Source organism: Microbacterium sp. NPDC089696, from assembly GCF_044749125.1.
GTDB lineage: Bacteria > Actinomycetota > Actinomycetes > Actinomycetales > Microbacteriaceae > Microbacterium.
This window is the reverse complement of the sequence record NZ_JBIVHF010000001.1, coordinates 1,170,579-1,196,307: the sequence shown is the minus strand read 5'-3', so window position 1 is coordinate 1,196,307 and position 25,729 is coordinate 1,170,579. Positions and strand designations below refer to the sequence as shown.

Sequence of the window (25,729 nt, the reverse complement as noted above, 5' to 3'; positions counted from 1 at the left end):
GCCGCTCAGAAGCACGTCGCCACCGCCCCGATCACGCGCGGGTCCGCGGCGTCGGGGTCGTCGATGATCGCGACCACCTTCCACTTGTCGAACGCCGTGCAGGGGTGGGAGAGCCCGAGCCGCACGACGTCCCCCGGAGCGACCGAGGCCTCGGCGTCGAGACGGAGGAACGCGTGCTGGTCGTTGAGCGCGGTGACGGCTCCGGCCACCGACTGCGGAGTCGGGAGGTCGATGTCGAAGGGCACGTCCCGACGGCCGGCGTCCAGCAGGGCGAGACCCGGCTCCGGCTGCGAGACGACCCGACTCCAGGCGTGCATCGCCGAGCGGAGCGGCGCGGTGCCGATGAGCGGGCCGAACGGCGACATGCGCGTGTAGAACCCGTCGTCGTGGATCTGGAACGCGCCGGACCGGAGCACCACGTCGGCGTCGACGCCGTGCGGGGCGAGCACCGCGGCCGCGCGGTCGGGGAACGAGCTCCCGCCGGCGCTGAGCACCGGGCGGAGGCCCTCCGGATAGGTCAGGCGCGCATGCAGCTCGACGAGCGTCCCGAGATAGGCGTCGACCGCGGCGACGGAGGACTCGCTGCGATCGGGGCCGAACGGGCCCTCGTACCCGGTCACGCCGGCGAGGCGCAGTCCGGGAGCGGCCGAGATCGCCGTCGCGATCCGCTCGCCCTCCTCGATCGTGCGCGCACCCGTGCGTCCTCCCGCGCCGCCGAGCTCGACCAGGACGTCGAGCTCGCGCGGGGCAGAGGCGAGAGCGGAGGCGAGGATCTCGACGGTCGTGAGCGAATCCGCCCAGCACAGGACGCGCAGGCCGGCGTCCTCGGCGAGGAGGTCGCCGAGCCGAGACGCGGCCGCACGATCGGTCACCGCGTTGGCGATCAGCACGGTCCGCACTCCCGCCTGCACGGCGACCTCGGCCTGCCAGGACGTGGCGACGGAGATGCCCCAGGCTCCGGCGTCGAGGAGACGCTGCCACAGGGCCGGCGCCATCGTGGTCTTGCCGTGCGGGGCGAGCAGGACGCCCTGCGCCCGCGCCCAGCCGAACACGGTCGCCTCGTTGTGCGCGAGCGCGTCCTCGTGCACGGTCAGCACGGGCGTGACGAGATCGGAGAGGTGCAGCCCCGCGTCGGGGACCTCCGACAGCGCGAGGCCGGCCGCGTGCGCCGGGAACCCCTTCGTCCACGAGCCGAGTACGGGATCCGGAATTTGTAGAGGCATCTAACAAGGCTACTAGGCTGGACGCATGACTTCGAAGACCCGCGTCTCCACCGACGCCGCCCCCGCTCCCGCCCACACCTTCTCCCAGGGCGTCCGCAAGGGTCCGTTCGTGCAGGTCTCGGGCCAGGGCCCGGTCGACCCGGTCACCAACGAGTACCTGTTCCCGGGCGACGTCGCGGCGCAGACGACCCGCACTCTCGAGAACGTCAAGGCGATCGTCGAGGCCTCGGGCGCGACCTTCGACGACGTCGTGATGCTGCGCGTCTACCTCACCAAGCGCGAGGACTTCCCGATCATGAACGACGCGTACGGTGCCTTCGTGACGGCCCACACCACGAGCGGGGTCCTGCCGTCTCGCACGACCGTGTTCACGGGGCTGCCCCGTGAGGAGATGCTCGTCGAGATCGACGGCATCGCCATCGTCGACTGAGCGCCGGCCCGGTAGCCCCCTTTCCTGACCGTTGCCTCCCCGTTACCTCCCATCACGTACCATGGGATGTGATAAGGCCACGTGAGAACCGGGGGGTGAAGTTCGTGACCGATGTGATCTCAGCGCAGGATGCGAAGACCGAGAAGCTGACCGAGGCGGACACCGCCCTCGACGGCCAGGATTCCGGGGGCGACCAGCCACTCGCCTGGGCCCCGATCGAACCGGCTCCCAAGAAGAAGCGCCTCGGGCTCTGGATCGGACTCGGTGTGGGCGCCGTCCTGATCGGCGCGGGCGCCGCCTCCGCGATCCTCATCGCGCCGGGCACCACGGTCGCCGGCATCCCGGTCGGTTGGCTCACGCCCGGTGCCGCCGCCGATGCGATCTCCGCGCACGTGTCCGAGACCGAGGTCACACTGACCGGGACCGGCGACGACGTCGTCCTCACGGGCGCCGACCTCGGAGCCACCGTGGATGCAGCGGCTCTCGCCGACCAGGCGTTCGCCGCGCACCCGATGTGGAACCTCGGCTCCTGGATGGGCGAGCCGATCTCCGGCGACATCGCCCTCGACCCGGCGACCGCCGACTCCGCGCTCCGCACCGCCGTCCCCGCGAGCTTCGACGACCCGGTGGACGCCGGAGTCGTGTTCGACGCGACGACCGCGAGCTTCGTCATCACTCCGTCCGAGACCGGCACGGGCGTCGACCTCGACGCTCTGGGTGCGGCCTTCGCCGAGGCCATCGCCGACGGCGGCAAGAGCCTCGAGTTCCCGGGCGGCCCCGCCGAGGCGACGCCGTCGGTGACCGACGAGGACGCGACGACCCTCGCGACATCCCTCAACACCATGCTCGGCACGATCGGCTTCTACATCGGGGACGAGCGCACGGTTCCGATCGACCCCGTCACGGCCTCGACCTGGTTCTCGATCCAGGACAGCGAGGACGGGCTCCAGATCGTGGCCGACCAGACCGCGATCCAGACCACCGTCGACGCACTCCCGGCGGCGGTCGACCGCGCCCCCGTGAACGCCACCAACATCGTCGACTCCGCCGGCAACGTCCTGCGCACCGAGTCCGCCGGAGCCAACGGCCGAGCGATGGGCGACACCTCGGGCCTCGCCTCCGACGTCGCGAAGCAGCTCGAGGCCGGCGAGGGCGTGTTTCCGATCAGCGTGACCGAGACCCCCTTCGAGTCGGTCAACCTGCTGCGCACGATCGACGTGAACCTCAGCTCGCAGACCGCGACGCTGTACGAGAACGGCGCAGTGGTGCGTTCGTGGAAGATCTCCTCGGGCAAGGCCGCGACCCCGACCGACACGGGCAACTTCAAGGTGTACGCGCACGTGCGCTCGCAGACCATGAAGAGCCGCGAGCCGGACGGATCGATCACCGAGACGCCCAACGTCCCCTGGGTCACGTACTTCAACGGCGACGAGGCCTTCCACGGCACCTACTGGCACAGCAACTTCGGAAACCGGATGAGCCACGGCTGCGTGAACATGCCGATCGACGTCGCACGGTTCGTGTACGAGTGGGCTCCCGTGGGCCTCGAGGTCTCGGTGCACAACTGACCGATCGGTCATCGACCCCGCGTCGCCGCGCTCTCGTGCTCGGCGGCGCCGGGTCGGCGGGCAACGCCTGGGTGATCGGCGTGGTCGCCGGGTTGCGCGACGGCGGAGTCGACGCGACCGACGTCGACCTCGTGGTCGGCACATCGGCCGGCTCCACCGCCGCCGCGCAGCTCGCGACCGGCGACCCCGCGGCGCTGCTCGCGGAGATCCTCGACGCTCATGCGGGGTCAGCCCCGCCCCCGGGCCGAAGGGGCGCCCCGCCGGTGGATCACCGGGCGCGCACCGCGGCGATCATCGCGGGGTCACGGAATCTCCCCGATATGCGCAGGCGCCTGGGCGCGGAGGCGATGGCGCTCGAGGGCTCGACCGACATGACGGTCCGGGATCGCTGGCGATCGATCGTCGCCTCACGGCTGCCTTCCCCCGCGGAGTGGCCCGCGCAGCGGTTCGTGGTGACCGCAGTCGACGCCCGTACCGGCGAGCCGGTGCTGTTCGACAGCGACAGCGGGGTCGCGCTCGTCGACGCCGTGGCGGCGAGCTGCTCCAGCGGCACGGCCTACGCGATCGGCGAGGGGTTCTACCTCGACGGCGGCTACCGCGCGAACTCGGACAACGCCGACCTCGCAGAGGGGTACGAGCGTGTGCTCGTGCTCTCGCCCTTCGGCGGCCGTGCGCGGATCCCGCGGGAGTGGGGCGCGCATCTGGAGGACCACGTCGCCGCACTGCGCGTCGCCGGGAGTCGCGTCGCTACCGTGCTCCCCGACGCCGAGGCCGTCGCGGCCTTCGGCGAGAACGTCATGGATCCGGCGTCCCGGACGCCGGCGGCTCGTGCAGGATTCGCCCAGGGGCGCGCGCTCGCCTCGACCGTGCGCGCCCTGTGGACGTGAACGGAACGGCGGAGGGCCGGATGCGCGCAGCATCCGGCCCTCCTGTCACGCGTGTCAGCTCAGCGCGTCGACGATGCCGTTGAGCGTCGCGGACGGGCGCATGATCGCCGCGACGAGCGCGTCGTCCGGGCGGTAGTAGCCGCCGATCTCGACCGCGGAGCCCTGCACCGCGTTCAGCTCGGAGACGATCTTCTCCTCGTTCTCGGCGAGCGACGCCGCGACCGGGGCGAAGGCCGCAGCGAGCTCGGCGTCCTTCGTCTGGTTCGCGAGCTCCTGCGCCCAGTACAGGCCCAGGTAGAAGTGGCTGCCACGGTTGTCGATCGTGCCGAGCGCGCGCCCCGGCGAGCGGTCCTCCTCGAGGAACGTACCGGTCGCGGCGTCCAGCGTCTCGGCCAGCACGCGGGCCTTCTCGTTGCCGGTGCGGTCGGCGAAGTGCTCGAGCGAGGCCGCCAGCGCGAAGAACTCGCCCAGCGAGTCCCAGCGCAGGTAGTTCTGCTCCACGAGCTGCTGCACGTGCTTGGGCGCGGAGCCGCCGGCACCGGTCTCGAACAGGCCGCCGCCCGCGAGCAGCGGCACGATCGAGAGCATCTTGGCGCTCGTGCCGACCTCGAGGATCGGGAACAGGTCGGTGAGGTAATCGCGCAGCACGTTGCCCGTCACCGAGATGGTGTCGAGGCCGTGGCGCATGCGCGCGAGCGTGTAGCGCGTGGCCTCCTCCGGAGCGAGGATCGTGATGGTCAGGCCCTTGGTGTCGAGCGTCGCGAGGCCCTGGTGCACCTTCGCGATGATCTGCGCGTCGTGCGAGCGGTTCGCGTCGAGCCAGAACACCGCGGGGGCGCCGGTCGCGCGTGCTCGTCCGACCGCGAGCTTGACCCAGTCCATCACCGGGATGTGCTTGGTCTGCGTCGCACGCCAGATGTCGCCGGCGCCGACCTCGTGCTCGATGAGCACGGTCCCCTCGCCGTCGAGCACCTGCACGGTGCCCGCCGCCGCGATCTCGAACGTCTTGTCGTGGCTGCCGTACTCCTCGGCCGCCTGCGCCATGAGGCCGACGTTCGGGACGGTGCCGATGGTCGCGGGGTCGAGCGGACCGTTCGCGATGACGTCGTCGATCACGGCCTGGTAGACGCTCGCGTACGAGGAGTCGGGGATCACCGCGAGCGTGTCGGCCTCGCCGCCGTCCTTGCCCCAGAGCTTGCCGCCGTTGCGGACGAGCGCGGGCATGGAGGCGTCGACGATCACGTCGCTCGGGACGTGCAGGTTGGTGATGCCCTTGTCCGAGTTCACGTACGAGAGGCGCGGCCCCTCGGCGATGGCCTTGGCGAACGCCGCGGCGATCTCGTCGCCGCCCGCGATGCCCTCGAGGCCCGCGAGGATCGATCCGAGACCGTCGTTCGCGTTGAGCCCGGCCGCGGCGAGCTGGTCGCCGTACTGCGCGAACACATCGCGGAAGAACGCCTTCACGACGTGACCGAAGATGATCGGGTCGCTGACCTTCATCATCGTGGCCTTGAGGTGCACGGAGTACAGGACGTCGTCGGACTTCGCCGTCTCCAGAGTCTCGGCGAGGAATGCGTCGAGGTGCGAGGCCGAGAGGAACGTCGCGTCGATGATCTCGCGCGGCAGGACCTTGAGCCCCTCCTTGAGCACCGTGACCGTGCCGTCCTCGGCGGTGTGGCGGAAGCTCAGCACGTCGTCGTGGGCCGCGACCCACGAGCGCTCGTTGTGCTTGAAGTCGTCGTGGCCGAGCGTGGCGACGCGCGTCTTGGAGCCCTCGGCGAAGGGCTTGTTGCGGTGCGGGTGCTTCTTGGCGTAGTTCTTCACCGCGAGAGGGGCCCGACGGTCGCTGTTGCCCTCGCGCAGCACGGGGTTGACCGCGGATCCCTTGATGCGGTCGTACCGCGCGCGGACGTCCTTCTCCTCGAGCGAGGAGGGCTCGTCCGGGAAGTCCGGGATGTCGTAGCCCTGCGCCTGCAGTTCGGCGATGGCGCCCTTGAGCTGCGGGATCGACGCCGAGATGTTCGGCAGCTTGATGATGTTCGCCTCGGGCAGCGTGGCGAGTCCGCCGAGCTCCGCGAGCGCGTCGCCCACCTGCTGCTCGGGGGCGAGCTTCTGCGGGAAGGCCGCGAGGATGCGTCCGGCGAGCGAGATGTCGCGGGTCTCGACCTCGATACCCGCCTGGCCCGTGAAGGCCTGGATGATCGGGAGGAAGGAAGCCGTGGCGAGAGCCGGGGCCTCGTCGGTGTAGGTGTAGATGATGGCGTCGTCGGTCACCGGGAGGTTCTCCGTTCGCGAGGGCAGAATTGTCTCGATACCAAGATACCTGAGGGCTGCGTCGGCCTGAGAAATCGTCCCGACCCTGGGTGCGCGGTGCCTGGAGGGGTTAGCCTGAGATCATGTCCGAACTGCGCATGGTCGAACTCTCCGCCGCGACGATCGTCGCCGTGAACAACCTGTCGCTCAAGCCCGGACAGGAGCAGTTCCTCGCTCCGGTGTCCTACGGCATCGCCGCGACCGTCATCAACCCCCAGACCTCGTGGCAGCGGGTCGTACTCGACGGCGACAACGTCGTCGGGTTCGTGAGCGCCAACTTCGACTCCGAGGCGCCGGAGGAGCACTTCCGCTCCGTGCTGTGGCGCGTCAACGTCGATGCCGAGGGTCAGGGCAAGGGCGTCGGCCGCTTCGCGGTCGAGAGCCTTCTCGAGGAGGCCCGCGCCCGCGGCGTCGACCACGTCAACGTCATCTACGAAGCGGGTGAAGACGGCCCCGAGGCCTTCTTCCTCCGCGTCGGCTTCACGCCGGTCGGCGAGACCGAGTACTCCGAGGTCATCGCCGAGATCCGCGTCACGTCATAGAGCCGGCGGCGGGGTCTCGAATCCCCTCCCCCATCGAGGCCTCGTCGCCCTGACAGTGACGACGTCGGCCGCGCACGGCGCGCGCCCGGTCACGAATTTGTTGCGAGGCACCACAAAAGTGTTGCGCTCGACCGGGACGCGTGCCTATCATCGCTGTCGAGGCGCTTTCGAAGCGCTTCGACGAATACCCGATGAGCGACGACGGAGTCCCGATGACGACGATCCATGAGGTGGCGGAGGCCGCCGGCGTGTCGATCAGCACGGTGTCCTACGCTCTCAGCGGCAAGCGCCCGGTCTCCGAGAAGACGCGAGTGCGGATCGAGGACGCTGCACGCACGCTCGGCTACGAGCCCGATGCGGGCGCCCGGATGCTGGCGGGCCGTCGCACGCACATCTTCGCCCTCACGGAGCCGCTGCGCGCCGACACCCACGCCCCCACCCATATGGCGTTCGTGCTGGCGACCGCCGTCGCGGCACGGCGACGTGGCTACGACATCCTGCTCCTCACCGATGAGCAGACCTCGGACGGCATGAACCGCGTCGCCGCGAGCAGGCTCGCCGATGCGATCCTCGTGCTGGACGTCGCCCCCGACGACGAGCGCGCGGACATCGCCCGATCCGTGCGCACGCCCACGGTCTTCATCGGCATCCCGAACGACCCCGAGGGACTCACGTGCGTGGACCTCGACTTCGAGACCGCCGGACGCATGGCCGTCGATCGGATCGCGGACGCCGGGCACACCTCCGTCACGCTCCTGGGCCAGACCGAGGTGTCGTACGCCAAGTCGAACTTCCCTCGCCGGCTGCTTCTGGGGGTCGAGGAACGCGCGGCCGATCGCGGGGTGGCGCTCACGACCGTGACGACCGGCGCCGCCGTCACCGACCTCGGGTCCGTGCGCTCGGCCGTCGGAGAGGCGCTCGATCGCGGCGACCGTGCGTTCCTCGTCCATGCCGTGGGCGACGTGCACGAGGCGTTGCTCGAGACGCTGGACGCCCGCGGGCTCCGCGTCGGCGACGACGTGTCCGTGATCTCCGCCGCCGCGTCGTTCGACACCACGACGCTGCCGGTGCCGATCGACACGATCCCGCTCGTGCCCCAGCAGTCCTGCGAGCTGGCGGTCGATCTCGCCGTCGCGCACCTGGACTCCCCCCGCCCCGCTCCTCGGCTCCACCTGATCCCGCCCGAGTACCGCGCCGCCGGTTCGGTCCTCCCCGCACGGGAGTAGCCGACCGCCCTCGCTCTTCCGTTCGCGTTTTGTCGAAACGCTTCGACAATCTGAACGTCCCACAACTGAACACGACCCAGAGATGTGTCCCGGCCCGAGGGCCACCGAGAAAGGAGTGCCGACGATGGCACGCAACATCCGCAGGACCAAGACGCTGGCCGCCCTGGCCGCGCTGACGGCGACCGGCATCGCCCTCAGCGGCTGCACCGCCGGATCAGGAGACGAGGGCGGCGACGGCCAGACCCTGAAGCTCTGGCACTACGAGGGCGCGGACAGCGCGATGGGCAAGGCGTGGGCCGAGGCCATCGAGATCTTCGAGGAGGAGACCGGTGCGACGGTCGAGTTCGAGGAGAAGTCGTTCGAGCAGATCCAGAAGACCGCGAGCCAGGTGCTCGACACCGACGCCGCGCCCGACCTCATGGAGTTCAACAAGGGCAACGCGACCGCCGGCTTCCTGGCCTCGACCGGCCTGATCGCCGACATCTCCGACGCGGTCGACGAGTACGGCTGGGACGAGAAGCTCGCCCCCTCGCTGCAGACCACCGCCAAGTACTCCGAGGACGGCGTCATGGGCGGCGACACGTGGTTCGGCATCCCGAACTACGGCGAGTTCGTCGGCGTGTACTACAACCAGGACGCCTTCGCCGCAGCGGGGCTCGAGATCCCGACCACCTACGACGAGTTCGTCGACGTGCTCGACGCGTTCGTCGCGCAGGGCGTGACCCCGCTGGCCGAGGCCGGCGCCGAGTACCCGCTCGGACAGCTCTGGTACCAGCTCGCGCTGATGGAGGGAGACCGCAGCTTCGTCGACGCCTACCAGCTGTACGACGGCGAGGTCGACTGGCAGGGACCGGAGATCAGCTCCGCGACCGAGACCCTCAAGGAGTACGTCGACAAGGGCTACATCGCCTCCGACGTGTCGTCGGTCAAGGCCGAGGACGCGGGCGTCTCGTTCATCAACGGCACGTCGCCGATCTTCGTGTCGGGCTCGTGGTGGTTCGGCCGTTTCGTCAGCGAGGCGACCGGCTTCGACTGGACCATGAACGCCTTCCCGGGCGCCGACCTCTCGCTCGGCTCCTCCGGCAACCTGTGGGTCGTTCCCGAGAACGCCGCGAACAAGGACCTCGCCTACCAGTTCATCGACATCACGATGCGTCCCGAGATCCAGGCCATCATCGGCAACAACGGCGGTCTGCCCGTCGCCGCCGACACGGCGGACATCACGGACGAGAAGAGCGCCGCTCTGATCGAGACGTTCAACGGCGTGCTCGACGCCGACGGTCTGTCGTTCTACCCGGACTGGCCCGCCCCCGGCTTCTACGACGTGATCGTGCAGGAGCTGCAGGGCCTCATCACCGGCACGCAGGACGCGAAGACGACCGACGCCAACCTCGGCGAGCAGTACGACGAGGGCACAGCGGAATTCCGTTGATCCACCCGCGGGGGCGGCGTCCGCGTCGCCCCCGCATCCTCCTGGAGAAGAACATGTCACTCGCCACGCGCCCCGGCCGCACCAAGCTGCCGCCCGAACAGCCGTCGATCCCGCAGCGCAGCGGGGGCACCGGCGCCTACTGGACCTATCTGCTGCCCGGCTTCGTGCTCCTGCTCGTCGTCGTCATCGTCCCGCTGATCTGGAACGTGTACCTCACCTTCACCAAGTGGAAGGGCGTGCGCACGCCGGAGTTCATCGGGCTCGAGAACTGGCAGAAGATCCTCACCGACAGCGACTTCTGGACGTCGTTCGGCAACTCGGTGTGGATGATCATCGCGATGGTCGTCGTCCCGACGGTCGTCGGCCTGATCGTCGCCGCTCTGCTCTTCGACGTCGTCGGCCGCAAGTTCGGCGGCAAGGTCGGCAGCTTCCTGCGGGCGACCTACTACCTGCCGCAGATCCTCCCGATCGCGGTCGCCGGCATCGTGATCGGATGGATCGTGCGACCGGGAGGCGACGGCGCCCTCAACCAGATCCTCGGAGCCTTCGGCGTCCCGGCGTACGACTGGCTCGGCCAGATGCCCTCCGCGCTCATCGTGCTCATGGTCGTCATGGTGTGGGTGCAGCTCGGCTACCCCGTGGTCGTCTTCATGGCGGCGCTCCAGCGCGTCGATCCGGAGCTGTACGAGGCCGCGGAGCTCGACGGCGCGAACTGGTTCCAGCGCTTCTCGGCGATCACGATGAGCATCATCCGTCCCGAGATCTTCGTCGTGACCCTCACCTGCACGATCGCCGCCCTCAAGGTCTTCGGCCCCGTGTACATCATCACGCGCGGCGGGCCAGCCGGCTCGACGCTCGTCCCCGCGTACTACGCCTATCAGGAGTTCTTCACGAAGCGGAACGTCGGCTACGGCGCCACCATCGCGACCGTGCTCACGATCGTCGTGGTCATCGTGTCGATCATCTTCATCCGGGTGCAGAACTCGCTCGAGCGCAAGGAAAGGGCGGGTCTGTGATGCACGCCACCACCGCCATCGTCACCGGCAGGCCCGCGAAGGCCCGCGTCCGCGGCGGCATGACCAAGAAGCGTCCCGTCGACTGGCTGCTGCTCGCGCTCGTCGTGATCGGCGCACTGCTCGTGATCGCGCCGTTCTATCTCGTGCTCGTGAACTCGTTCAAGTCGCCCGTCGACTATGCGACCTCGGGTCCGCTCGCGTTCCCCGAGACGCTCGACTTCGGCGGGATCATCAAGTTCTGGGAGAGGGTGAACTTCCCCGAGAAGGTCTGGAACTCGATCTTCATCTCCGGGATCGTCGCCGTGCTCGCGGTCGTGATCTCGATGCTCAACGCCTTCGCGATCGGCATCGGCCGCGTGCGGGGCCGCTCGTGGATCGTGCTGCTCTTCCTGCTCGCGAACCTCCTCCCCCAGGAGGCGCTGCTCTACCCGCTGTACTACATGTTCAAGTCGGTCGGCCTGTACGACAACGTGTGGTCGGTGATCATCGTGTTCACGGTGATCCAGGCGGCCTTCGGCACCTACCTGCTGTCGTCCGTCTACGGGACCTTCCCGAAGGAGGTGCTCGAAGCCGCATCCCTCGACGGCGCGAACCGCTGGCAGATCCTGTGGCGCGTCGTGTTCCCGATCAGCTGCCCGACCCTGTCGGTGCTTCTCATCTTCTTCTTCATCTGGACATGGAACGAGTTCCTCATCCCGCTGACGTTCCTCGCGTCCAACGCGAACCAGACGGTCCCCGTCGCGATCAGCGTGCTGCAGGGCGACCGCCTGATGGACGTCACCACCACGAGCGCGTCCGCCCTGCTGGGCATCATCCCCACGCTCATCTTCTTCCTCATCTTCCAGCGCACGCTGACACGCGGCATCACGGCAGGAGCAGTCAAGTAATGAAGTTCACCGACGGGTTCTGGCAACTGCGACCAGGCGTCACGGCGCTGTATGCGCAGGAGGCCTACGACATCGCCGAGATCACGACCCCCGACGGTCCCGGCATCGTCGTGACCGCCCCGACCATGGTCATCACCAAGCGCGGCGACACGCTCAACCGCCCCGTGCTGACCACGACCCTCTCCTCCCCCGCGGAGGGCGTGATCCGCGTGCGCATCGCCCACCACGAGGGTGCGCGCTGGCACGGCGGGTTCGCGCTCCCCGGCGCGGGCTCGGGGTCGGCCCGCGCCTCGTTCACCGAGGACGGAGGCGTGCTGGATGCCGGAGGGCTGACCGCCCGCATCGCACCGGGCGCCCCCTGGGACCTCTCTTTCGAGGTCGACGGACGCCGCGTCACCGGCAGCGGCCACAAGGCGCAGGGATACATCCGCCTCGCGTCCGACGCGCAGGTCGACGCCGGCATCGTCGACAACGCCCGCCAGGGCGGCTCCCCGGCCAGCGCGACGGCCTTCGTGCACGAGCAGCTCGACCTGGGCGTGGGCGAGCTCGTGTACGGCCTCGGCGAGCGCTTCGGCCCGCTCGTGAAGAACGGGCAGTCCGTCGACATCTGGAACGCCGACGGCGGCACCTCGAGCGAGCAGGCCTACAAGAGCATCCCCTTCCACCTCTCGAACCGCGGCTACGGCGTGCTCGTGAACGATCCCGGCCATGTCTCGTACGAGATCGGCTCCGAGTCCGTCGAACGCGTGCAGTTCTCGGTCACCGGAGAAGTGCTCGAGTACTTCGTGATCGCCGGCCCCACGCCGAAGGACGTGCTGACGCGGTACACGGCCCTCACGGGGCGGCCGCCTGTCGTGCCCGCATGGTCGTACGGGCTGTGGCTGTCGACGAGCTTCACGACCGACTACGACGAGCAGACCGTGAACTCCTTCATCGACGAGATGGCGGCCAGGGAGCTGCCGGTCTCGGTGTTCCACTTCGACTGCTTCTGGATGCGCGAGTTCAACTGGTGCGACTTCGAATGGGACCCGCGCACGTTCCCCGACCCCCAGGGGATGCTGTCGCGCCTGCACGACAAGGATCTGCGCGTGTGCGTGTGGATCAACCCGTACATCGGGCAGCGCTCCCCGCTCTTCCGCGAGGCCGCCGACCAGGGCTTCCTCGTGCGTCGCGCGGACGGCTCCGTCTGGCAGTGGGACCTGTGGCAGGCCGGCATGGGACTCGTCGACTTCACGAACCCGGAGGCGACCGCCTGGTACCAGGGGAAGCTGCGCGCGCTGCTCGACCAGGGCGTCGACTGCTTCAAGACCGACTTCGGCGAGCGCATCCCCACCGAGGTGGTGTGGGCCGATGGCTCCGATCCCGTACGGATGCACAATCTGTACACAGACCTCTACAATCGGGCCGTGCACGATGTGCTGACCGAGGCCCGAGGCGCCGACGACGCCGTGCTGTTCGCGCGCTCGGCCACCGCCGGCGGACAGAGCATGCCCGTGCACTGGGGTGGCGACTCGACCTCGACCTACGCGTCGATGGCCGAGACCCTGCGCGGCGGGCTCTCGCTCGCGCTCAGCGGGTTCGCATTCTGGAGCCACGACATCGGGGGCTTCGAGGGCACCCCCGACGCGGGCGTCTTCAAGCGCTGGACGGCGTTCGGCCTGCTCGGTTCGCACTCGCGCTTCCACGGCTCGAGCTCGTACCGCGTGCCGTGGGCGTTCGACGAGGAGGCGGTCGACGTCACGCGTCGGTTCACCCACCTCAAGATGCAGATCATGCCGTACTTGTACCAGCAGGGTCTCGAGGCGGCGCGCACCGGCATCCCGCTCATGCGGCCGATGGCGCTGGAGTTCCCCGACGACCCCGCGGCGGGGTACCTGGATCGGCAGTACATGCTCGGCGGCGACCTGCTCGTCGCACCGGTGTTCACGGCGGACGGCTCGGTCGAGTTCTATCTGCCGGAGGGCGAGTGGACCTCGCTGCTCACGGGAGAGACCGTGGTCGGTGGCGGATGGCGGCGCGAGACGCACGGCTTCGACTCGCTGCCGCTGTATGTGCGCCCCGGCACGGCGCTGCCCTGGGGCGCCCGCACCGACCGACCGGACTACGACTACCACGAGGGGCTGCGCATCCGCGTGTTCCCCGGCGGCACGGGTGCGGCATCCGTGACCGTCACGACCCCCGACGGCGTGGCGCAGCGCTACGACATCGACCTCTCGGAGGTGACCGCATGAGCGCACTCGGACCGGCCGACGACTATCGCGGCTCGGGGCTCGTCCTGCCGGAGGGCTTCACCTTCGGGTCGGCGACCGCGTCCTACCAGATCGAGGGCGCGGCGGCGGAGGACGGCCGCACGCCGTCGATCTGGGACACGTTCAGCCGCACCCCCGGCAAGGTCTGGAACGGCGACACCGGGGACGTCGCGTGCGACCACTACCACCGCACCGAGGAGGACCTCGACCTCATGGTCGATCTGGGCCTGCAGGCGTACCGGTTCTCGATCGCGTGGCCGCGCATCGTCCCCACCGCATCCGGCGACGTGAACCGCGCCGGCGTGGACTTCTACTCGCGGCTCGTCGACGGACTGCTCGAACGCGGCATCCGTCCGGTCGCGACGCTCTACCACTGGGACCTGCCGCAGTACCTGGAGGATGCCGGGGGCTGGACCTCCCGCGCCACGACCGACGCCTTCGAACGCTACGCCGAGATCATGGGCACAGCTCTCGGCGACCGGGTGCACACGTGGACGACGCTGAACGAGCCCTGGTGCTCGGCGTACCTCGGCTACGGCCAGGGAGGCCATGCTCCGGGGCGCCACGAACCGGCATCCGCCCTGTCGGCCGTACACCACCTCAACCTCGCGCACGGACGTGCCGTCCAGGCGCTGCGCGCCACGTCGACCGGCGACCCCGACTACTCGGTCACGCTGAACTTCCACGTGCTGCGCGGCCAGGGCGACGGTGCGGCGGAGGCCATGCGCCGCATCGATGCGCTCGCGAACCGCGCCTTCACGGGTCCGATGCTGCGCGGCGAGTACCCCGCCGACCTGCTCGCCGACACCGCCGCGATCACCGACTGGTCCTTCGTCCACGACGGCGACCTCGAGACCGTGCATCAGCCGATCGACGTGCTCGGAGTGAACTACTACTCCACCGCGACCGTGCGGCTGTGGGACGGCGTCTCGGAGAAGCAGCAGAACGACGGGCACAAGGGAGCCGATGGCGGGACCGCGTGGCCCGGCAGCGATCAGCTCGTCGAGTTCGTCGAGCAGCCGGGACCGTACACCGCGATGGGGTGGAACATCGCCCCCGAGGGCCTGGAGGAGCTGCTCGTCTCGCTCTCGGAGCAGTTTCCCGAGCAGGCGCTCATGGTGACCGAGAACGGCGCGGCGTTCGACGACGAGGTCGCCGAGGACGGCAGCGTGCCCGATCCCGAGCGCACCGACTACCTGCGCCGGCACTTCACCGCCGCGTACCGGGCGATCCACCGGGGCGTCGATCTGCGGGGGTACTTCGTGTGGTCGCTGCTCGACAACTTCGAGTGGGGCTACGGCTACGCCAAGCGCTTCGGCATCGTGCGCGTCGACTTCGACACCCTCGAGCGCACCGTGAAGGACTCCGGGCACTGGTACCGGAACCTCGTGCGCACCCGGACCATCGAGGGCTGAGCGGGCAGGCCGGGCGTCGGCGTCAGTCGTTCTTCGGGCGCTTGCGCTCGGTCCAGGCGGCGAGCGCCGACGCCGCGGCCCCCGCTGCGCGGTCGATGGCGTCGGCTGAACGGCTGAGCATGTCCTGCGCGGCGTCCTGCCAGGTCGCCGTCGCGGGAGCCTCGCCCGCCTGCACCCGGGCCGCGTGCTCCGCCGCCTCGAACGCGCGCTCCAGTTCGGCCACGGCGTCACGGTACGCCGCGTACTCCGCCGGAGTGGCGCTGGCCGTCGCGGCGTAGCGCGCATCGACCGCGTGACCGGCGGCGCGCAGGTACGCCGCGGTGGCCGGCTGCTTCACATCCGACATCGCAGGGTAGGCGATCTGCAGCGCGGCATCCGTCTCGTACCGCATCCAGCGTGCCGTGATCGCCTCGTGCTCGGCCTGCAGGCGCTCGAGCGGACGAGGAGCGGATGCCGCGGGGATCGCCGCCCTCGCCGCGCTCACCCGCACCTGCTTGGCGCGGACGTCGGCGACAGCGGCCTTCGCGTCGTTCTCCTTCTCGCGCAGCATCCGCTTGGCGCCGGCGACCTGCTCGGGCGTCGCCCGCCGGGCGCTGCGTTCGGCGACGATGCGCGCGTACTCGGCCCGTGCGAGCTTCGCCGCCATGCGCCGTTCCACCGCGTGCTGCTGGGCCTGCCGCAGCTCGTGCCGTGCCGCGTCGTAGGCGAGTCGTCGGCCGCTCTTCATGCTGCGCCTCCGCATCGTGATCGCGCCCGCCGTGACCCCGCCCGCAGCCACGGGCGCGAGCCACCACCACTCGGCGACGAGCAGCAGCGGGTCCATGCTTCGATGCTACCCAGTACCCGCGTGAGGCGCCTGTGCGCCCTCTCCCCTCCCCCTCCCTGTCCCCTCCCCCCTGTCCTCCTCTCCCCTGTCCCCTCCCCCTCCCACCTTCTCCCTTCCCTTCCCGAACTTCTGCGGCCCCGCGCAACTTCTGCGGCCATGAGGGCACCGGGTGGCCGCAGAAGTTCACCTCCGCCGCGAAACTTATCCGACGACCTCCTCTCCACCACAGTGATCGTCGAGCGGTTCTGCACCGATCACGGCACTCGGGTCTCCACGGCGGCGCTCACGCCCCCATCCTGGACCGATGCACCTCACCGAATGGATCACATCCCGCGGCGGCATCGCCCACCGTGCGGATGCCGCAGAGCACGGTTTCTCGCCGCATCACGTCCGTGCGGCGATTCGCAGCGGTGCGGTGCGGCGAGTGCGGGCGCAGTGGGTGGCCCTCGACTCCGCTCCGAAGGATCTCGTCACGGCGGCATCGGCATCCGGACGCCTGAGCTGCGTCTCGCTGGCCCGGCATCGCGGATGGTGGGTGCCCCCCGATGCTGAGCCCGCCGTTCACCTGCAGGTGGGGCCGAATGCGCGTCGCGTGCGCGATGACACCGTCCTGCATTGGGGCGAGCCGCTGGTCGATCGCGGGTCTCGGGTGCTCACCGCGTCAGTGGAAGACGCGCTCGCGCACATGGCCACCTGCTACTCGCGCGAGGATGCACGGGCGATGTGGGAGTCCGCGATACGGGTCGAGTCCCTCGATCTCGAGGCGCTTCGCCTGGTGCGATGGCGCGATCCCCGAGCGCGTGCCCTCGCCGACGAAGTCGACGGGAAATCGGATTCCGGTCTGGAGACGATCGTGGTGGTGAGGCTGAGCGGGTGGGGCCTCCCCGTACGCCAGCAGGTCCGCCTCGCGGGCCACCGGGTCGACCTCGTGATCGGTTCTCACCTCGTCATCCAGATCGACGGTTTCGCCCATCACTCGTCGGCCGCTCAGCGCACTTCCGACGTCGCCCACGACGCCGAGCTCCGATTGCGCGGCTACACGGTACTCCGGATCACCTACGCACAGATCGTGCACCGGTGGGAGGAGGTCGAGCGCATCATCGTCGCTGCGGTGGCCCGCGGACTCCATCTCGCTCCGTCCGCACGGCGCTAGCTCCCGCAGTTCTGCGGCCCTACGCAACTTCTGCGGCCACAGCGCCAGGCTGTGGCCGCAGAAGTTGCCGCTGGCCGCAGAAGTTGAGCGAACGCGCGGGGTGAACCGCCTAGACGAGCGTCTCCTGCCACGCGGCGTGCAGCTGTGCGAACTTGCCCGTGCCGCCGATCAGCGCGTCCGGGCTGTCGTCCTCGATGATCTCGCCGTGCTCCATGACCAGCACACGGTCGGCGATCGCGACCGTCGAGAGACGGTGCGCGATGATGATCGCGGTGCGGTCCTTGAGCAGCGTCTGCAGGGCGTCCTGGATGAGGCGCTCCGAGGGGATGTCGAGCGATGCGGTCGCCTCGTCGAGGATCAGCACCGCCGGGTCGGCGAGGAACGCGCGCGCGAACGAGATCAGCTGCCGCTGTCCCGCCGACACCCGACCGCCGCGCTTGTTGACGTCGGTGCCGTACCCGTCGGGCAGCGCCTCGATGAAGGCATCCGCTCCCACCGCCCGCGCCGCCGCACGGATCTCGTCGAGCGAGGCGTCCGGCTTTCCCAGGGCGATGTTGTCGGCGACGGTCCCGCTGAACAGGTACGCCTCCTGCGTGACCATGACGATCGCGCGGCGGAGATCCTTCGGGTGCAGGTCGCGCAGGTCGACGCCGTCGAGGGTGACGGTGCCGAGCGACGGGTCGTAGAAGCGCGAGATGAGCTTCGCGAGCGTCGATTTTCCGGCACCGGTCGTCCCCACGAGCGCGATGGTCTGCCCCGCAGGAATGTCGAGCGAGAAGTTCGGGAGGATCGTCTTCTCGCCGTTGTACCCGAAGGTGACCTCATCGAAGCGGATGTGGCCGCGAGACTCCCACAGGTCGACGGGCTTAGCGGGGTCCGGCACCGTCGGCACCTCCTCGAGCACGCCCGAGACCTTCTCGAGCGCGGCCGTGGCCGACTGGTACGAGTTGAGGAACATCGCGATCTCCTGCATGGGAGCGAAGAAGTTCCGCACGTACAGCACGGCGGACAGCAGCACGCCGACCGTGAGGGCGTCGGTCGAGACACGGATGCCGCCCCACAGGACGACGATGCCGAGCACGAGCGCGGCGACCCCCATGAGCCCGGGCTCGAACGTGCCGAACAGCAGCATCGAGCGGCGGTTGACGTCGCGGTAGTCGCCCGCGATCTCCTGGAACGCCTTGTCGTTGCGGGGCTCCTTGCGGAACGCCTTGACCGCACGGATGCCCGTCATCGTCTCGACGAACTGCACGATCACCTTCGCGCTGATCACGCGCGACTCGCGGTACACGAGCTGCGAGCGCGAGTAGAACCAGCGCATCAGGAAGAACAGCGGCACGCCGCCGATGGCGAGGATGAGTCCGGACTGCCAGTCCCACAGGCACAGCGCGATGAACGTGAACAGGCCGAACAGCACGCCGGACACGAGCTCGTTGAGTCCGCCGTCGAGCAGTTCGCGGATCGAGTCGAGGTCGCTGGTCTGACGCGAGATGATGCGACCGGACGTGTACGACTCGTGGAACTCGAGGCTCAGCCGCTGCGTGTGCAGGAAGATCCGCTTGCGCAGGTCGAGCAGGATCGCCTGCGTCAGCTTCGCGGCGATGATCACGTACCAGGCGATCATGGTCGCGGCGACGGCGCCGGCGAGCAGGTAGACCCCGCCGATCATGAACGTCGGCATCCAGTCGGCGCGTTCGAGCACGGCCGGCAGGGCGCGGTCGAGGCCGATGCTGATGAGGATCGGCCCCGACACCTGCAGTGCCGTGGAGATCACGAGCACGACCGCCGCGAGCGCGATCTGCGGCTTCAGCGGCCGGACGAGCGAGCCCAGCAGACGCAGGGAGCGGCGACGGATCGCGCGGCTCTCCTCGCGGGTGTAGCGGGAACGGTCTTCGTCCTGCGTTCCGGTGATGGCGGAGCTCATCGCTGCACCTCCTTCTCGATGGTGATGTCTTCGTCGGCCGCGTCCTCGCGGATGCCCTCGCGCACAGCCTCGTCGATCTCGTCCTGCTCGTCGCGGATGACGGGGATCGCGCCGGTGCGCGCCGCCTCCTCGGCCTCCAGGCTGGAGATGACGTGCCGGTAGTGCCTGCTCGTCTTCAGGAGCTCGGAGTGCGTGCCGACCGCGGTCACCCGCCCGGACTCGAGCAGGGCGACCCGATCCGCCAGCGCGACGGTCGAGGGACGGTGCGCGACGATCATCGCCGTGGTGTCGGCGAGCACGTGCCGCAGGGCCTCCTCGACGAGCGCTTCGGTGTCGACGTCGAGCGCCGACAGCGGGTCGTCGAGCACGAGCACCTTCGGGTTCGCCGCCACCGCTCGGGCGAGGGCGAGTCGCTGGCGCTGTCCGCCGGACAGGCTGAGCCCCTCTTCGCCGATGATCGTCTCGACGCCCTCGGGGAGCGAATCCACGAACGCGGCCTGGGCGACGTCGAGCGCCTCGCGGAGCACGCGCTCGGCCTCGTCGCTGTGCACGTCGAGGTCGGCGCGGCCGAGGAGCACGTTCTCCCGCACGGATGCCGAGAACAGCGTCGCGTCCTCGAACGCCATGGCGATGTGCTGGCGCAGCTCTGCGAGAGGCAGGTCGCGCACGTCCACGCCGTCGAGCGTCACCCGTCCGCCGGTCACGTCGTACAGTCGCGTCGGCAGCGTGGTGAGCGTGGTCTTGCCGCTTCCCGTCAGACCCACGAGAGCCATGGTCTCGCCCGGCCGCAGCACGAGGTCGATGCCGTCGAGCAGGTCACGCTCGTGCGCGCCCGCGTCCTGGTAGCGGAAGTGCGCGCCCTCGAACGCGAGCTCGCCGCGCGGGTTCTCGATGTGCACCGGGTTCTCCGGGTCGGTGATGGTGTTCGTCTCGGAGAAGATGTCGAACACGCGGTCGGTCGCGGTGCGCGCGTCGAGCATGAACGAGAAGAGGAAGCCGATCGACTCGATCGGCCAGCGCAGCACCGTGGCCATCGCGAAGAAGGCGAACAGCTCGGGGAGCTCGATCGCGCCCTGCGAGATGAGCCAGATGCCCGACATGAGGCTCAGACCGAACGCGATCTGCGGCATGAGGTCGAGCCAGAACCAGATCGACGCGATCGCGCCGGCCTTGCTCATCTCGGTCTCGCGCAGCGTCTCGGCCTGACGGCTGAACCGGCTCAGCGCATGCGTACCGCGGCCGAAGGCCTTGAGCACCCGGATGCCGTGCACGCTCTCCTCGACGCTGGTCGCGAGGTCGCCGGCCTGGTCCTGGCTGCGGCGCGTGAGCGCGCCGTAGCGCTTCTCGAACAGGTAGCCGCGGATCCACAGCGGGATCGCGGTGACGATGAAGATCGTGCCGAGCAACCAGTGCCAGCGGAACAGCAGCACCGCGCCGATCACGATCGTCAGGACGTTGACGACGAGCAGCACGAGGCCGAACGCGAGCCAGCGGCGGATCAGGCCGATGTCCTGCATCATGCGGCTCAGGAGCTGGCCCGACTGCCAGCGGTCGTGGAACGCCACGGGCAGGGTCTGCAGGCGGGAGTACAGCTCGGTGCGCATCGAGTACTCGACCTGGGTCGAGGGGTTGAGCACGAACTGACGGCGCAGCCACACCATGAGAGCCTCGCCGAGGGCGAGACCGAACACGGCGAGCGCGCCCCACACGATCGCGTCGACCGCGCCGGTCTGGACCGGTCCGCGGATGATCTGCTCGAGGACGATCGGGATCATCAGGGCGATGACCGCGGCGGCGAGCGCGCTGAGCGCACCGCCCGCGAGCCGCCAGATGACGGGCTTCACGAACGGCTTGAGGCGCCAGAGCGCGGCCGGGGTGGAGAGGGTGGACGACGGGGAGCTGTTCGACGATGAAGGCGAGGAAGACATGTCTCTCAGATGAGTTTCGTATGGAAAGCGGTTGCTGAACGGGTCGGACGCGCGACAGGACTCTCCGGGAGTCCGGCATCCGATGCGAGAGTGCGCGGGGCTCGTGTCCGAGCGGGGCGTGGGCTCTAGTGGAGCGGACGCGCCGGGGTCGAGCCGAGAGCGGCGATCTGCACGATGGCGATCGATGTCATGGTGTCCTCCTCAGGGGCTCGGCGGTGTCGTCCGGTCGGCGCGACAGCCCACCAGCCTATTCCTGTGAACAGGCTGAACGCAAGACTCATTCCCGATCCGCGCCATCGAGTCCTCAGAACAGCGCGGTCGCCTCCCGCGCCAGCAGGCTCTCCTTGACGTCGAGACCCCAGGCGAAGCCCCCCAGCGTCCCGTCGGACCGCAGCACGCGGTGGCAGGGCACGAACAGCGCGGGGGCGTTGCGCGCGCAGATCGACGCCGCCGCTCGCACGGCCCGTGGGTTGTCGAGGCGCGCGGCGAACGACGTGTACGTGAGCGGGCTTCCCGGGGTGATCTCCCGCAGCGCCGCCCACCCCGCGTGCTGCAGGGCGGTGCCGGTCTGCTTCACGGCGACCGCGTCGATCGCCGTGACGTCTCCTCCGTAGTACGCGAGCGCGACGGCCGCGGCATCCGTCTCGCCGTCGACCACGTCATCGGGACGGTATGCAGCCGCGAGGCGTTCGAGGATCGCGACCGGGTCGGCCGTCCAGCCCGACGACAGCACGCGCTGCCGCTCGTCGACGAGGATCGTGAAAGGTCCGTCAGGAGTGTCGATGGTCTGGATGAGAGCGGTCATGATGTCTCCTTCGTGACGATGGCGGAAGCGGTGGGACGAGGGCCGCGCACGGGAGCGGCACGCCAGAGGTGAGCGCTGAGGTAGCTGCGCCACGGTGCCGCGCGCTCGGCCCACGCCGTGAGCGGTACCGGCTCCGCGGGGAGCCCCGACGCGGCCGCTCCCGCACGGAGCGCGACATCGCCGGGCAGCAGGATGTCGGGGTCGCCCAGCACGCGCATGCGCACGTAGTCGGCCGTCCACGGTCCGATGCCCGGCATCGCGAGGAGCGCCGCGCGCTGCTCGCCGCCGTCGTCGCCCACCGTCAGACGCAGCGAGCCGTCGGCCAGAGCACCCGCGGCTCCCACGACCGCGCGGATCCGGGCGGCCGGACCGCGCAGGACCTCCGCGCCGTGCTCGGCGATCGCCGCCATCGTGGGGAACAGCATCCCCCCGTCGATGCGCTCGCCGAGAGCATCCGTGAGCGCGGTCAAGGCGGTGCGCGCCGCGACCACCGTGATCTGCTGTCCGATCATCGCGCGGATCAGCATCTCGTGAGGATCGGCGGCGCCCGGAACACGGATGCCGGGGGTGCGCGCGACGAGAGGGGCCAGCTCCGGATGCGCGCTCAGCGCCTGATCGATCGCGAGCGGGTCGGCATCCAGGTCGAAGATGCGACGCACGGTCGAGACGAGCGGGGCCAGGTCGCCGAGCTGCGTCACCCGCGCGCGCAGATGCAGCCGCTCACCCGCGTCCTGGCTCACCTCGAACCAGGCCGGGCCGCCGCTCATGCGCAGGTGACGGGCGAACGAGGTCGCCGCGGTCTCCTCGACGCCGGACACGGCCCGCGCCGCCATCCACTGGAACACGCCCGAAGCGTCGAGCGGTCCGCGGTACGGCAGCACGAGGTCGATCGCCCCCGGCGCTGCGGACGCGGGCAGACGACGGCGTGCGCGGAGCTCCCCCGGGGTCAGGCCGAAGACCTCGCGGATCGTCTCGTTGCACTGGCGGATGCTCGCGAAGCCGGCCGAGAACGCCACATCGGAGATCGCCAGATCGGTGCCGACGAGCAGCATGCGCGCCGTGTGCGCGCGGTGGGCGCGTGCGAGCGCGAGAGGCCCGGCCCCGAGCTCGGCCGACAGCAGCCGGGTGAGGTGTCGCGTCGAATAGCCGAGACGCATCGCGAGGCCCGAGACCCCCTCGCGCTCGACGACGCCCGAGGAGATCAGGCGCATCGCGCGTGCGGCGACGTCGCTGCGCAGATCCCATGCCGGAGACCCCGGGGCCGCCTCGGGGAGGCAGCGCTTGCAGGCACGGTAGCCGGCCTCGTGCGCTGCGGCGCTCGTCGGGTAGAACGTCACGTTCTCGGGCTTGGGCGTGCGTGCGGGGCAGCTCGGGCGGCAGTAGATGCGCGTCGACCGGACCGCCGTGACGAACTGTCCGTCGAACCGCGTATCGCGCGCGCTGATCGCGCGATACCGCTCGTCGAAGTCGATCACCGGGAAGCTCATGACTCCACTCTGTCACGCACCGCCGACACCGGCTGGCGGAAATCGGACATGGCTGTGGAGAGCCGGAGCACCTCCGTCGGCACCCCCTCTGCGTGTCGAGGCCCCACCTCGGAGACGTCTCTGAGATGGGGCCTCGGCACCGACTCAGTGGAAGAAGTGACGCTCCCCCGTGAAGAACATCGTGACGCCGGCCTTGCGGGCCGCGTCCACGACCTCCTCGTCGCGGACGGAGCCGCCGGGCTGCACGATCGCGGTGATGCCCGCGTCGATCAGCACCTGCGCACCGTCGGCGAACGGGAAGAAGGCGTCGGATGCCGCGACCGAGCCGGCCGCGCGGTCGCCCGCGCGCTCGACGGCCAGACGGCACGAGTCGACGCGGTTGACCTGCCCCATGCCGACGCCGACGGTGGCGTTGTCCTTCGCGAGGACGATCGCGTTCGACTTCACGGCGCGGCAGGCCTTCCACGCGAAGATGAGGTTCTCCATCTCCTCGTCGCTCGGACGCTCCCCGGAGACGAGCTCCCAGTTCTTCGCGACCGAGACGATGTCGTCGGGGAAGCGGTCGGCGTCCTGCAGCAGCAGGCCGCCCGAGACCAGACGGACGTCCATACGCTCCTGCTGCCAGTCCTCGGGCAGCTGCAGGAGACGGAGGTTCTTCTTCGCCTTGAACACCTCGAGCGCGGCGGGCTCGAACGACGGGGCGACGATGACCTCGGTGAAGATGTCCTTGAGGTTCTCGGCCATCTTGAGCGTCACCGTGCCGTTCGCGGCGATCACGCCGCCGTACGCCGACACCGGGTCGCACTCGTGCGCGCGCAGGTGGGCGCTGGCGATCGGGTCGAGGGCGTTCGGGGCGGTCGTGGCGATGCCGCACGGGTTGGCGTGCTTGATGATCGCGACGGCCGGCTTGACCATGTCGTACGCGGCACGGAGCGCGGCATCCGCGTCGACGTAGTTGTTGTACGACATCTCCTTGCCCTGCAGCTGCGTGGCCTGCGCGATGCCGTGCCCGCCGGAGCGGGTGTAGATCGCGCCGCGCTGGTGCGAGTTCTCGCCGTACCGCAGGGTCGCGAGGCGCTCGGCCTGGATCGTGAGGTGCGCGGGGAGGTCCTCCCCGTCGGTGAGCGTGCCCTCCGCGAACCACGACGCCACGGCGGTGTCGTACGCGGCGGTGTGTGCGAAGGCCCGGGCCGCGAGCTCGCGGCGCTGGGCCAGGGCGGTGCCGCCGGCCTCGATCGCGCTGATGATCCCGGGGTAGGACTGCGGCGACACCACGATCGCGACGTTCGCGTGGTTCTTGGCTGCCGCGCGCACCATGGCGGGTCCGCCGATGTCGATCTGCTCGACGACGTCGTCGCCCTCGGCGCCGGAGGCGACGGTCTCGACGAACGGATACAGGTTGACGACGACGAGCTCGAACGGCTCGATGCCGAGCTCGGCGAGCTGGCGCTCGTGGTCCTCGAGGCGCAGGTCGGCGAGCACGGCGCCGTGCACGTTCGGGTGCAGGGTCTTCACCCGGCCGTCGAGCATCTCGGCGACGCCGGTGACGGTCGCGACGTCGGTCACGTCGTAGCCGGCCTCGCGGATCGCGGCGGCGGTCGAGCCGGTCGACACGATCTCGACCTCGGCGTCGGCGAGCGCCTTCGCGAGCACCAGCAGGTCGGTCTTGTCACTCACGGAGACGAGCGCACGGCGGATCCGGACGGTGTCGCGGTCGCGGTAGAGCGAGTGGTCGTGGCGGGGGCCGGCCATGGAAGGACTCCTTCGAGCGAGAGAGGTGCGTGGATGGGAAGGGGACTGTCAGGTTAGGGAGAGCTCGCCGGTCGCGATGCGACGCACCACGTCGATGAGGAGGCGGCGTTCGACGGGCTTGATGCGCTCGTGCAGGCTGTGCTCGGTGTCGCCGTCGAGGATCGGCACGCGCTCCTGCGCGAGGATCGGACCGGTGTCGACGCCGTCGTCGACGACGATGACGCTCGCGCCGGTCTCCGGGACCCCGGCGGCGAGCGCGTCCCGCACACCGTGCGCGCCGGGGAACTCGGGCAGGTACGCGGGGTGAGTGTTGATGAGGCGCGGCGAGTGGGCCGCGACGAGCGACGGCGGCAGCAGGCGCATCAGACCGCTCAGCACGACGAGGTCGGCGTTCCACACGGCCAGTTGGCGGCCGAGCTCCTCCCCCCAGGCCTCGCGGGTCTCGTGCTCGTGCCACGGGACGGTGAAGCTGGGGATGCCGAACTCCTCGGCGTGCGCGAGGCCATCGGCCTGACGGTCGGCTCCGACGACCACGACCCTTGCCGGGAAATCGGGATGACGAGCGGCCTCGAGGAGGGCGCGAAGATTCGAGCCGGTGCCCGAGATGAGAACGGCGACCGTGAGCACGCGCCCAGTCTACCCGCGGCCGGACGGGCGTCCCGACCC

The 25,729-nt window shown here is 69.8% G+C and carries 20 protein-coding genes; 11 read left to right on the top strand and 9 right to left on the bottom strand.

Annotation, left to right across the window (positions count from 1 at the left end):
• Positions 1 to 5: 5 nt before the first annotated feature.
• Positions 6 to 1,223 carry an alanine racemase gene (locus tag ACIPY8_RS05895; protein ID WP_400816008.1) on the bottom strand — a complete coding sequence of 406 codons (1,218 nt, stop codon included), beginning with the start codon at positions 1,221 to 1,223 and terminating at the stop codon, positions 6 to 8.
• Between the two features lie 25 nt (positions 1,224 to 1,248).
• On the opposite strand from ACIPY8_RS05895, the gene ACIPY8_RS05890 reads away from it, so the two are divergent.
• The 3 genes from ACIPY8_RS05890 (at position 1,249) to ACIPY8_RS05880 (ending at position 4,108) form a co-directional block, all read left to right on the top strand.
• Positions 1,249 to 1,653 carry a RidA family protein gene (locus ACIPY8_RS05890; RefSeq protein ID WP_400816005.1) on the top strand — a complete coding sequence of 135 codons (405 nt, stop codon included), beginning with the start codon at positions 1,249 to 1,251 and terminating at the stop codon, positions 1,651 to 1,653.
• A gap of 95 nt (positions 1,654 to 1,748) precedes the next feature.
• Positions 1,749 to 3,221: a L,D-transpeptidase family protein gene (locus tag ACIPY8_RS05885; protein WP_400816002.1), complete on the top strand. Its 1,473-nt coding sequence runs from the start codon at positions 1,749 to 1,751 to the stop codon at positions 3,219 to 3,221.
• A 35-nt stretch (positions 3,222 to 3,256) separates the two neighbouring features.
• On the top strand, positions 3,257 to 4,108 hold the full coding sequence (locus tag ACIPY8_RS05880; RefSeq protein ID WP_400815999.1) for a patatin-like phospholipase family protein: 852 nt from the start codon (positions 3,257 to 3,259) through the stop codon (positions 4,106 to 4,108).
• Between the two features lie 54 nt (positions 4,109 to 4,162).
• Here the strand turns inward: ACIPY8_RS05880 and ACIPY8_RS05875 are convergent, their stop codons facing one another.
• Positions 4,163 to 6,382: an NADP-dependent isocitrate dehydrogenase gene (locus ACIPY8_RS05875; RefSeq protein ID WP_400815996.1), complete on the bottom strand. Its 2,220-nt coding sequence runs from the start codon at positions 6,380 to 6,382 to the stop codon at positions 4,163 to 4,165.
• 122 nt (positions 6,383 to 6,504) lie between these two features.
• Between ACIPY8_RS05875 and ACIPY8_RS05870 the strand changes: the two genes are divergently transcribed.
• The 7 genes from ACIPY8_RS05870 to ACIPY8_RS05840 all read left to right on the top strand — a co-directional run bounded on the left by ACIPY8_RS05870 (position 6,505) and on the right by ACIPY8_RS05840 (position 15,188).
• A complete protein-coding gene (locus ACIPY8_RS05870) occupies positions 6,505 to 6,963 on the top strand; it encodes a GNAT family N-acetyltransferase (protein WP_400815993.1) in 459 nt (152 codons plus the stop codon).
• Positions 6,964 to 7,154: 191 nt separating this feature from the next.
• Complete coding sequence (locus tag ACIPY8_RS05865; RefSeq protein ID WP_400815990.1) at positions 7,155 to 8,189, top strand: LacI family DNA-binding transcriptional regulator; 1,035 nt, start codon at positions 7,155 to 7,157, stop codon at positions 8,187 to 8,189.
• A 124-nt stretch (positions 8,190 to 8,313) separates the two neighbouring features.
• Positions 8,314 to 9,621 carry an ABC transporter substrate-binding protein gene (locus ACIPY8_RS05860; RefSeq protein ID WP_400815988.1) on the top strand — a complete coding sequence of 436 codons (1,308 nt, stop codon included), beginning with the start codon at positions 8,314 to 8,316 and terminating at the stop codon, positions 9,619 to 9,621.
• Between the two features lie 53 nt (positions 9,622 to 9,674).
• Positions 9,675 to 10,637 carry a carbohydrate ABC transporter permease gene (locus tag ACIPY8_RS05855; protein WP_400815985.1) on the top strand — a complete coding sequence of 321 codons (963 nt, stop codon included), beginning with the start codon at positions 9,675 to 9,677 and terminating at the stop codon, positions 10,635 to 10,637.
• Complete coding sequence (locus tag ACIPY8_RS05850; protein ID WP_400815983.1) at positions 10,637 to 11,524, top strand: carbohydrate ABC transporter permease; 888 nt, start codon at positions 10,637 to 10,639, stop codon at positions 11,522 to 11,524. Before ACIPY8_RS05855 ends, ACIPY8_RS05850 begins: the two co-directional genes overlap by 1 nt.
• On the top strand, positions 11,524 to 13,755 hold the full coding sequence (gene yicI / locus ACIPY8_RS05845; protein ID WP_400815981.1) for an alpha-xylosidase: 2,232 nt from the start codon (positions 11,524 to 11,526) through the stop codon (positions 13,753 to 13,755). The genes ACIPY8_RS05850 and yicI overlap by 1 nt, the downstream gene beginning before the upstream one ends.
• Entirely contained in the window at positions 13,752 to 15,188 is a 1,437-nt protein-coding gene (locus ACIPY8_RS05840) for a GH1 family beta-glucosidase (RefSeq protein WP_400815978.1), read from the top strand. The genes yicI and ACIPY8_RS05840 overlap by 4 nt, the downstream gene beginning before the upstream one ends.
• A 22-nt stretch (positions 15,189 to 15,210) precedes the next feature.
• Here ACIPY8_RS05840 and ACIPY8_RS05835 read toward each other — a convergent pair whose 3' ends face one another.
• Positions 15,211 to 16,011 (bottom strand): hypothetical protein, encoded by an 801-nt coding sequence (locus ACIPY8_RS05835; protein WP_400815975.1) that lies wholly within the window; start codon positions 16,009 to 16,011, stop codon positions 15,211 to 15,213.
• Positions 16,012 to 16,318: 307 nt separating this feature from the next.
• On the opposite strand from ACIPY8_RS05835, the gene ACIPY8_RS05830 reads away from it, so the two are divergent.
• On the top strand, positions 16,319 to 17,167 hold the full coding sequence (locus ACIPY8_RS05830; protein ID WP_400815972.1) for an endonuclease domain-containing protein: 849 nt from the start codon (positions 16,319 to 16,321) through the stop codon (positions 17,165 to 17,167).
• A 109-nt stretch (positions 17,168 to 17,276) separates the two neighbouring features.
• Here the strand turns inward: ACIPY8_RS05830 and ACIPY8_RS05825 are convergent, their stop codons facing one another.
• The 6 genes from ACIPY8_RS05825 to purN all read right to left on the bottom strand — a co-directional run bounded on the left by ACIPY8_RS05825 (position 17,277) and on the right by purN (position 25,690).
• The gene (locus ACIPY8_RS05825; RefSeq protein WP_400815969.1) at positions 17,277 to 19,091 is read right to left on the bottom strand and encodes an ABC transporter ATP-binding protein; all 1,815 of its coding nucleotides are present in this window, start codon (positions 19,089 to 19,091) and stop codon (positions 17,277 to 17,279) included.
• Positions 19,088 to 21,019, bottom strand: coding sequence for an ABC transporter ATP-binding protein (locus ACIPY8_RS05820; protein WP_400815966.1), 1,932 nt, complete (start codon positions 21,017 to 21,019; stop codon positions 19,088 to 19,090). Before ACIPY8_RS05820 ends, ACIPY8_RS05825 begins: the two co-directional genes overlap by 4 nt.
• 304 nt (positions 21,020 to 21,323) lie before the next feature.
• The gene (locus tag ACIPY8_RS05815) at positions 21,324 to 21,824 is read right to left on the bottom strand and encodes a methylated-DNA--[protein]-cysteine S-methyltransferase (protein WP_400815964.1); all 501 of its coding nucleotides are present in this window, start codon (positions 21,822 to 21,824) and stop codon (positions 21,324 to 21,326) included.
• The gene (locus tag ACIPY8_RS05810; protein ID WP_400815962.1) at positions 21,821 to 23,311 is read right to left on the bottom strand and encodes a DNA-3-methyladenine glycosylase 2 family protein; all 1,491 of its coding nucleotides are present in this window, start codon (positions 23,309 to 23,311) and stop codon (positions 21,821 to 21,823) included. Before ACIPY8_RS05810 ends, ACIPY8_RS05815 begins: the two co-directional genes overlap by 4 nt.
• Before the next feature lie 144 nt (positions 23,312 to 23,455).
• Positions 23,456 to 25,063, bottom strand: coding sequence for a bifunctional phosphoribosylaminoimidazolecarboxamide formyltransferase/IMP cyclohydrolase (gene purH / locus ACIPY8_RS05805; RefSeq protein ID WP_400815959.1), 1,608 nt, complete (start codon positions 25,061 to 25,063; stop codon positions 23,456 to 23,458).
• 48 nt (positions 25,064 to 25,111) lie between these two features.
• The gene (purN, locus tag ACIPY8_RS05800; protein ID WP_400815957.1) at positions 25,112 to 25,690 is read right to left on the bottom strand and encodes a phosphoribosylglycinamide formyltransferase; all 579 of its coding nucleotides are present in this window, start codon (positions 25,688 to 25,690) and stop codon (positions 25,112 to 25,114) included.
• Between the last annotated feature and the right edge of the window lie 39 nt (positions 25,691 to 25,729).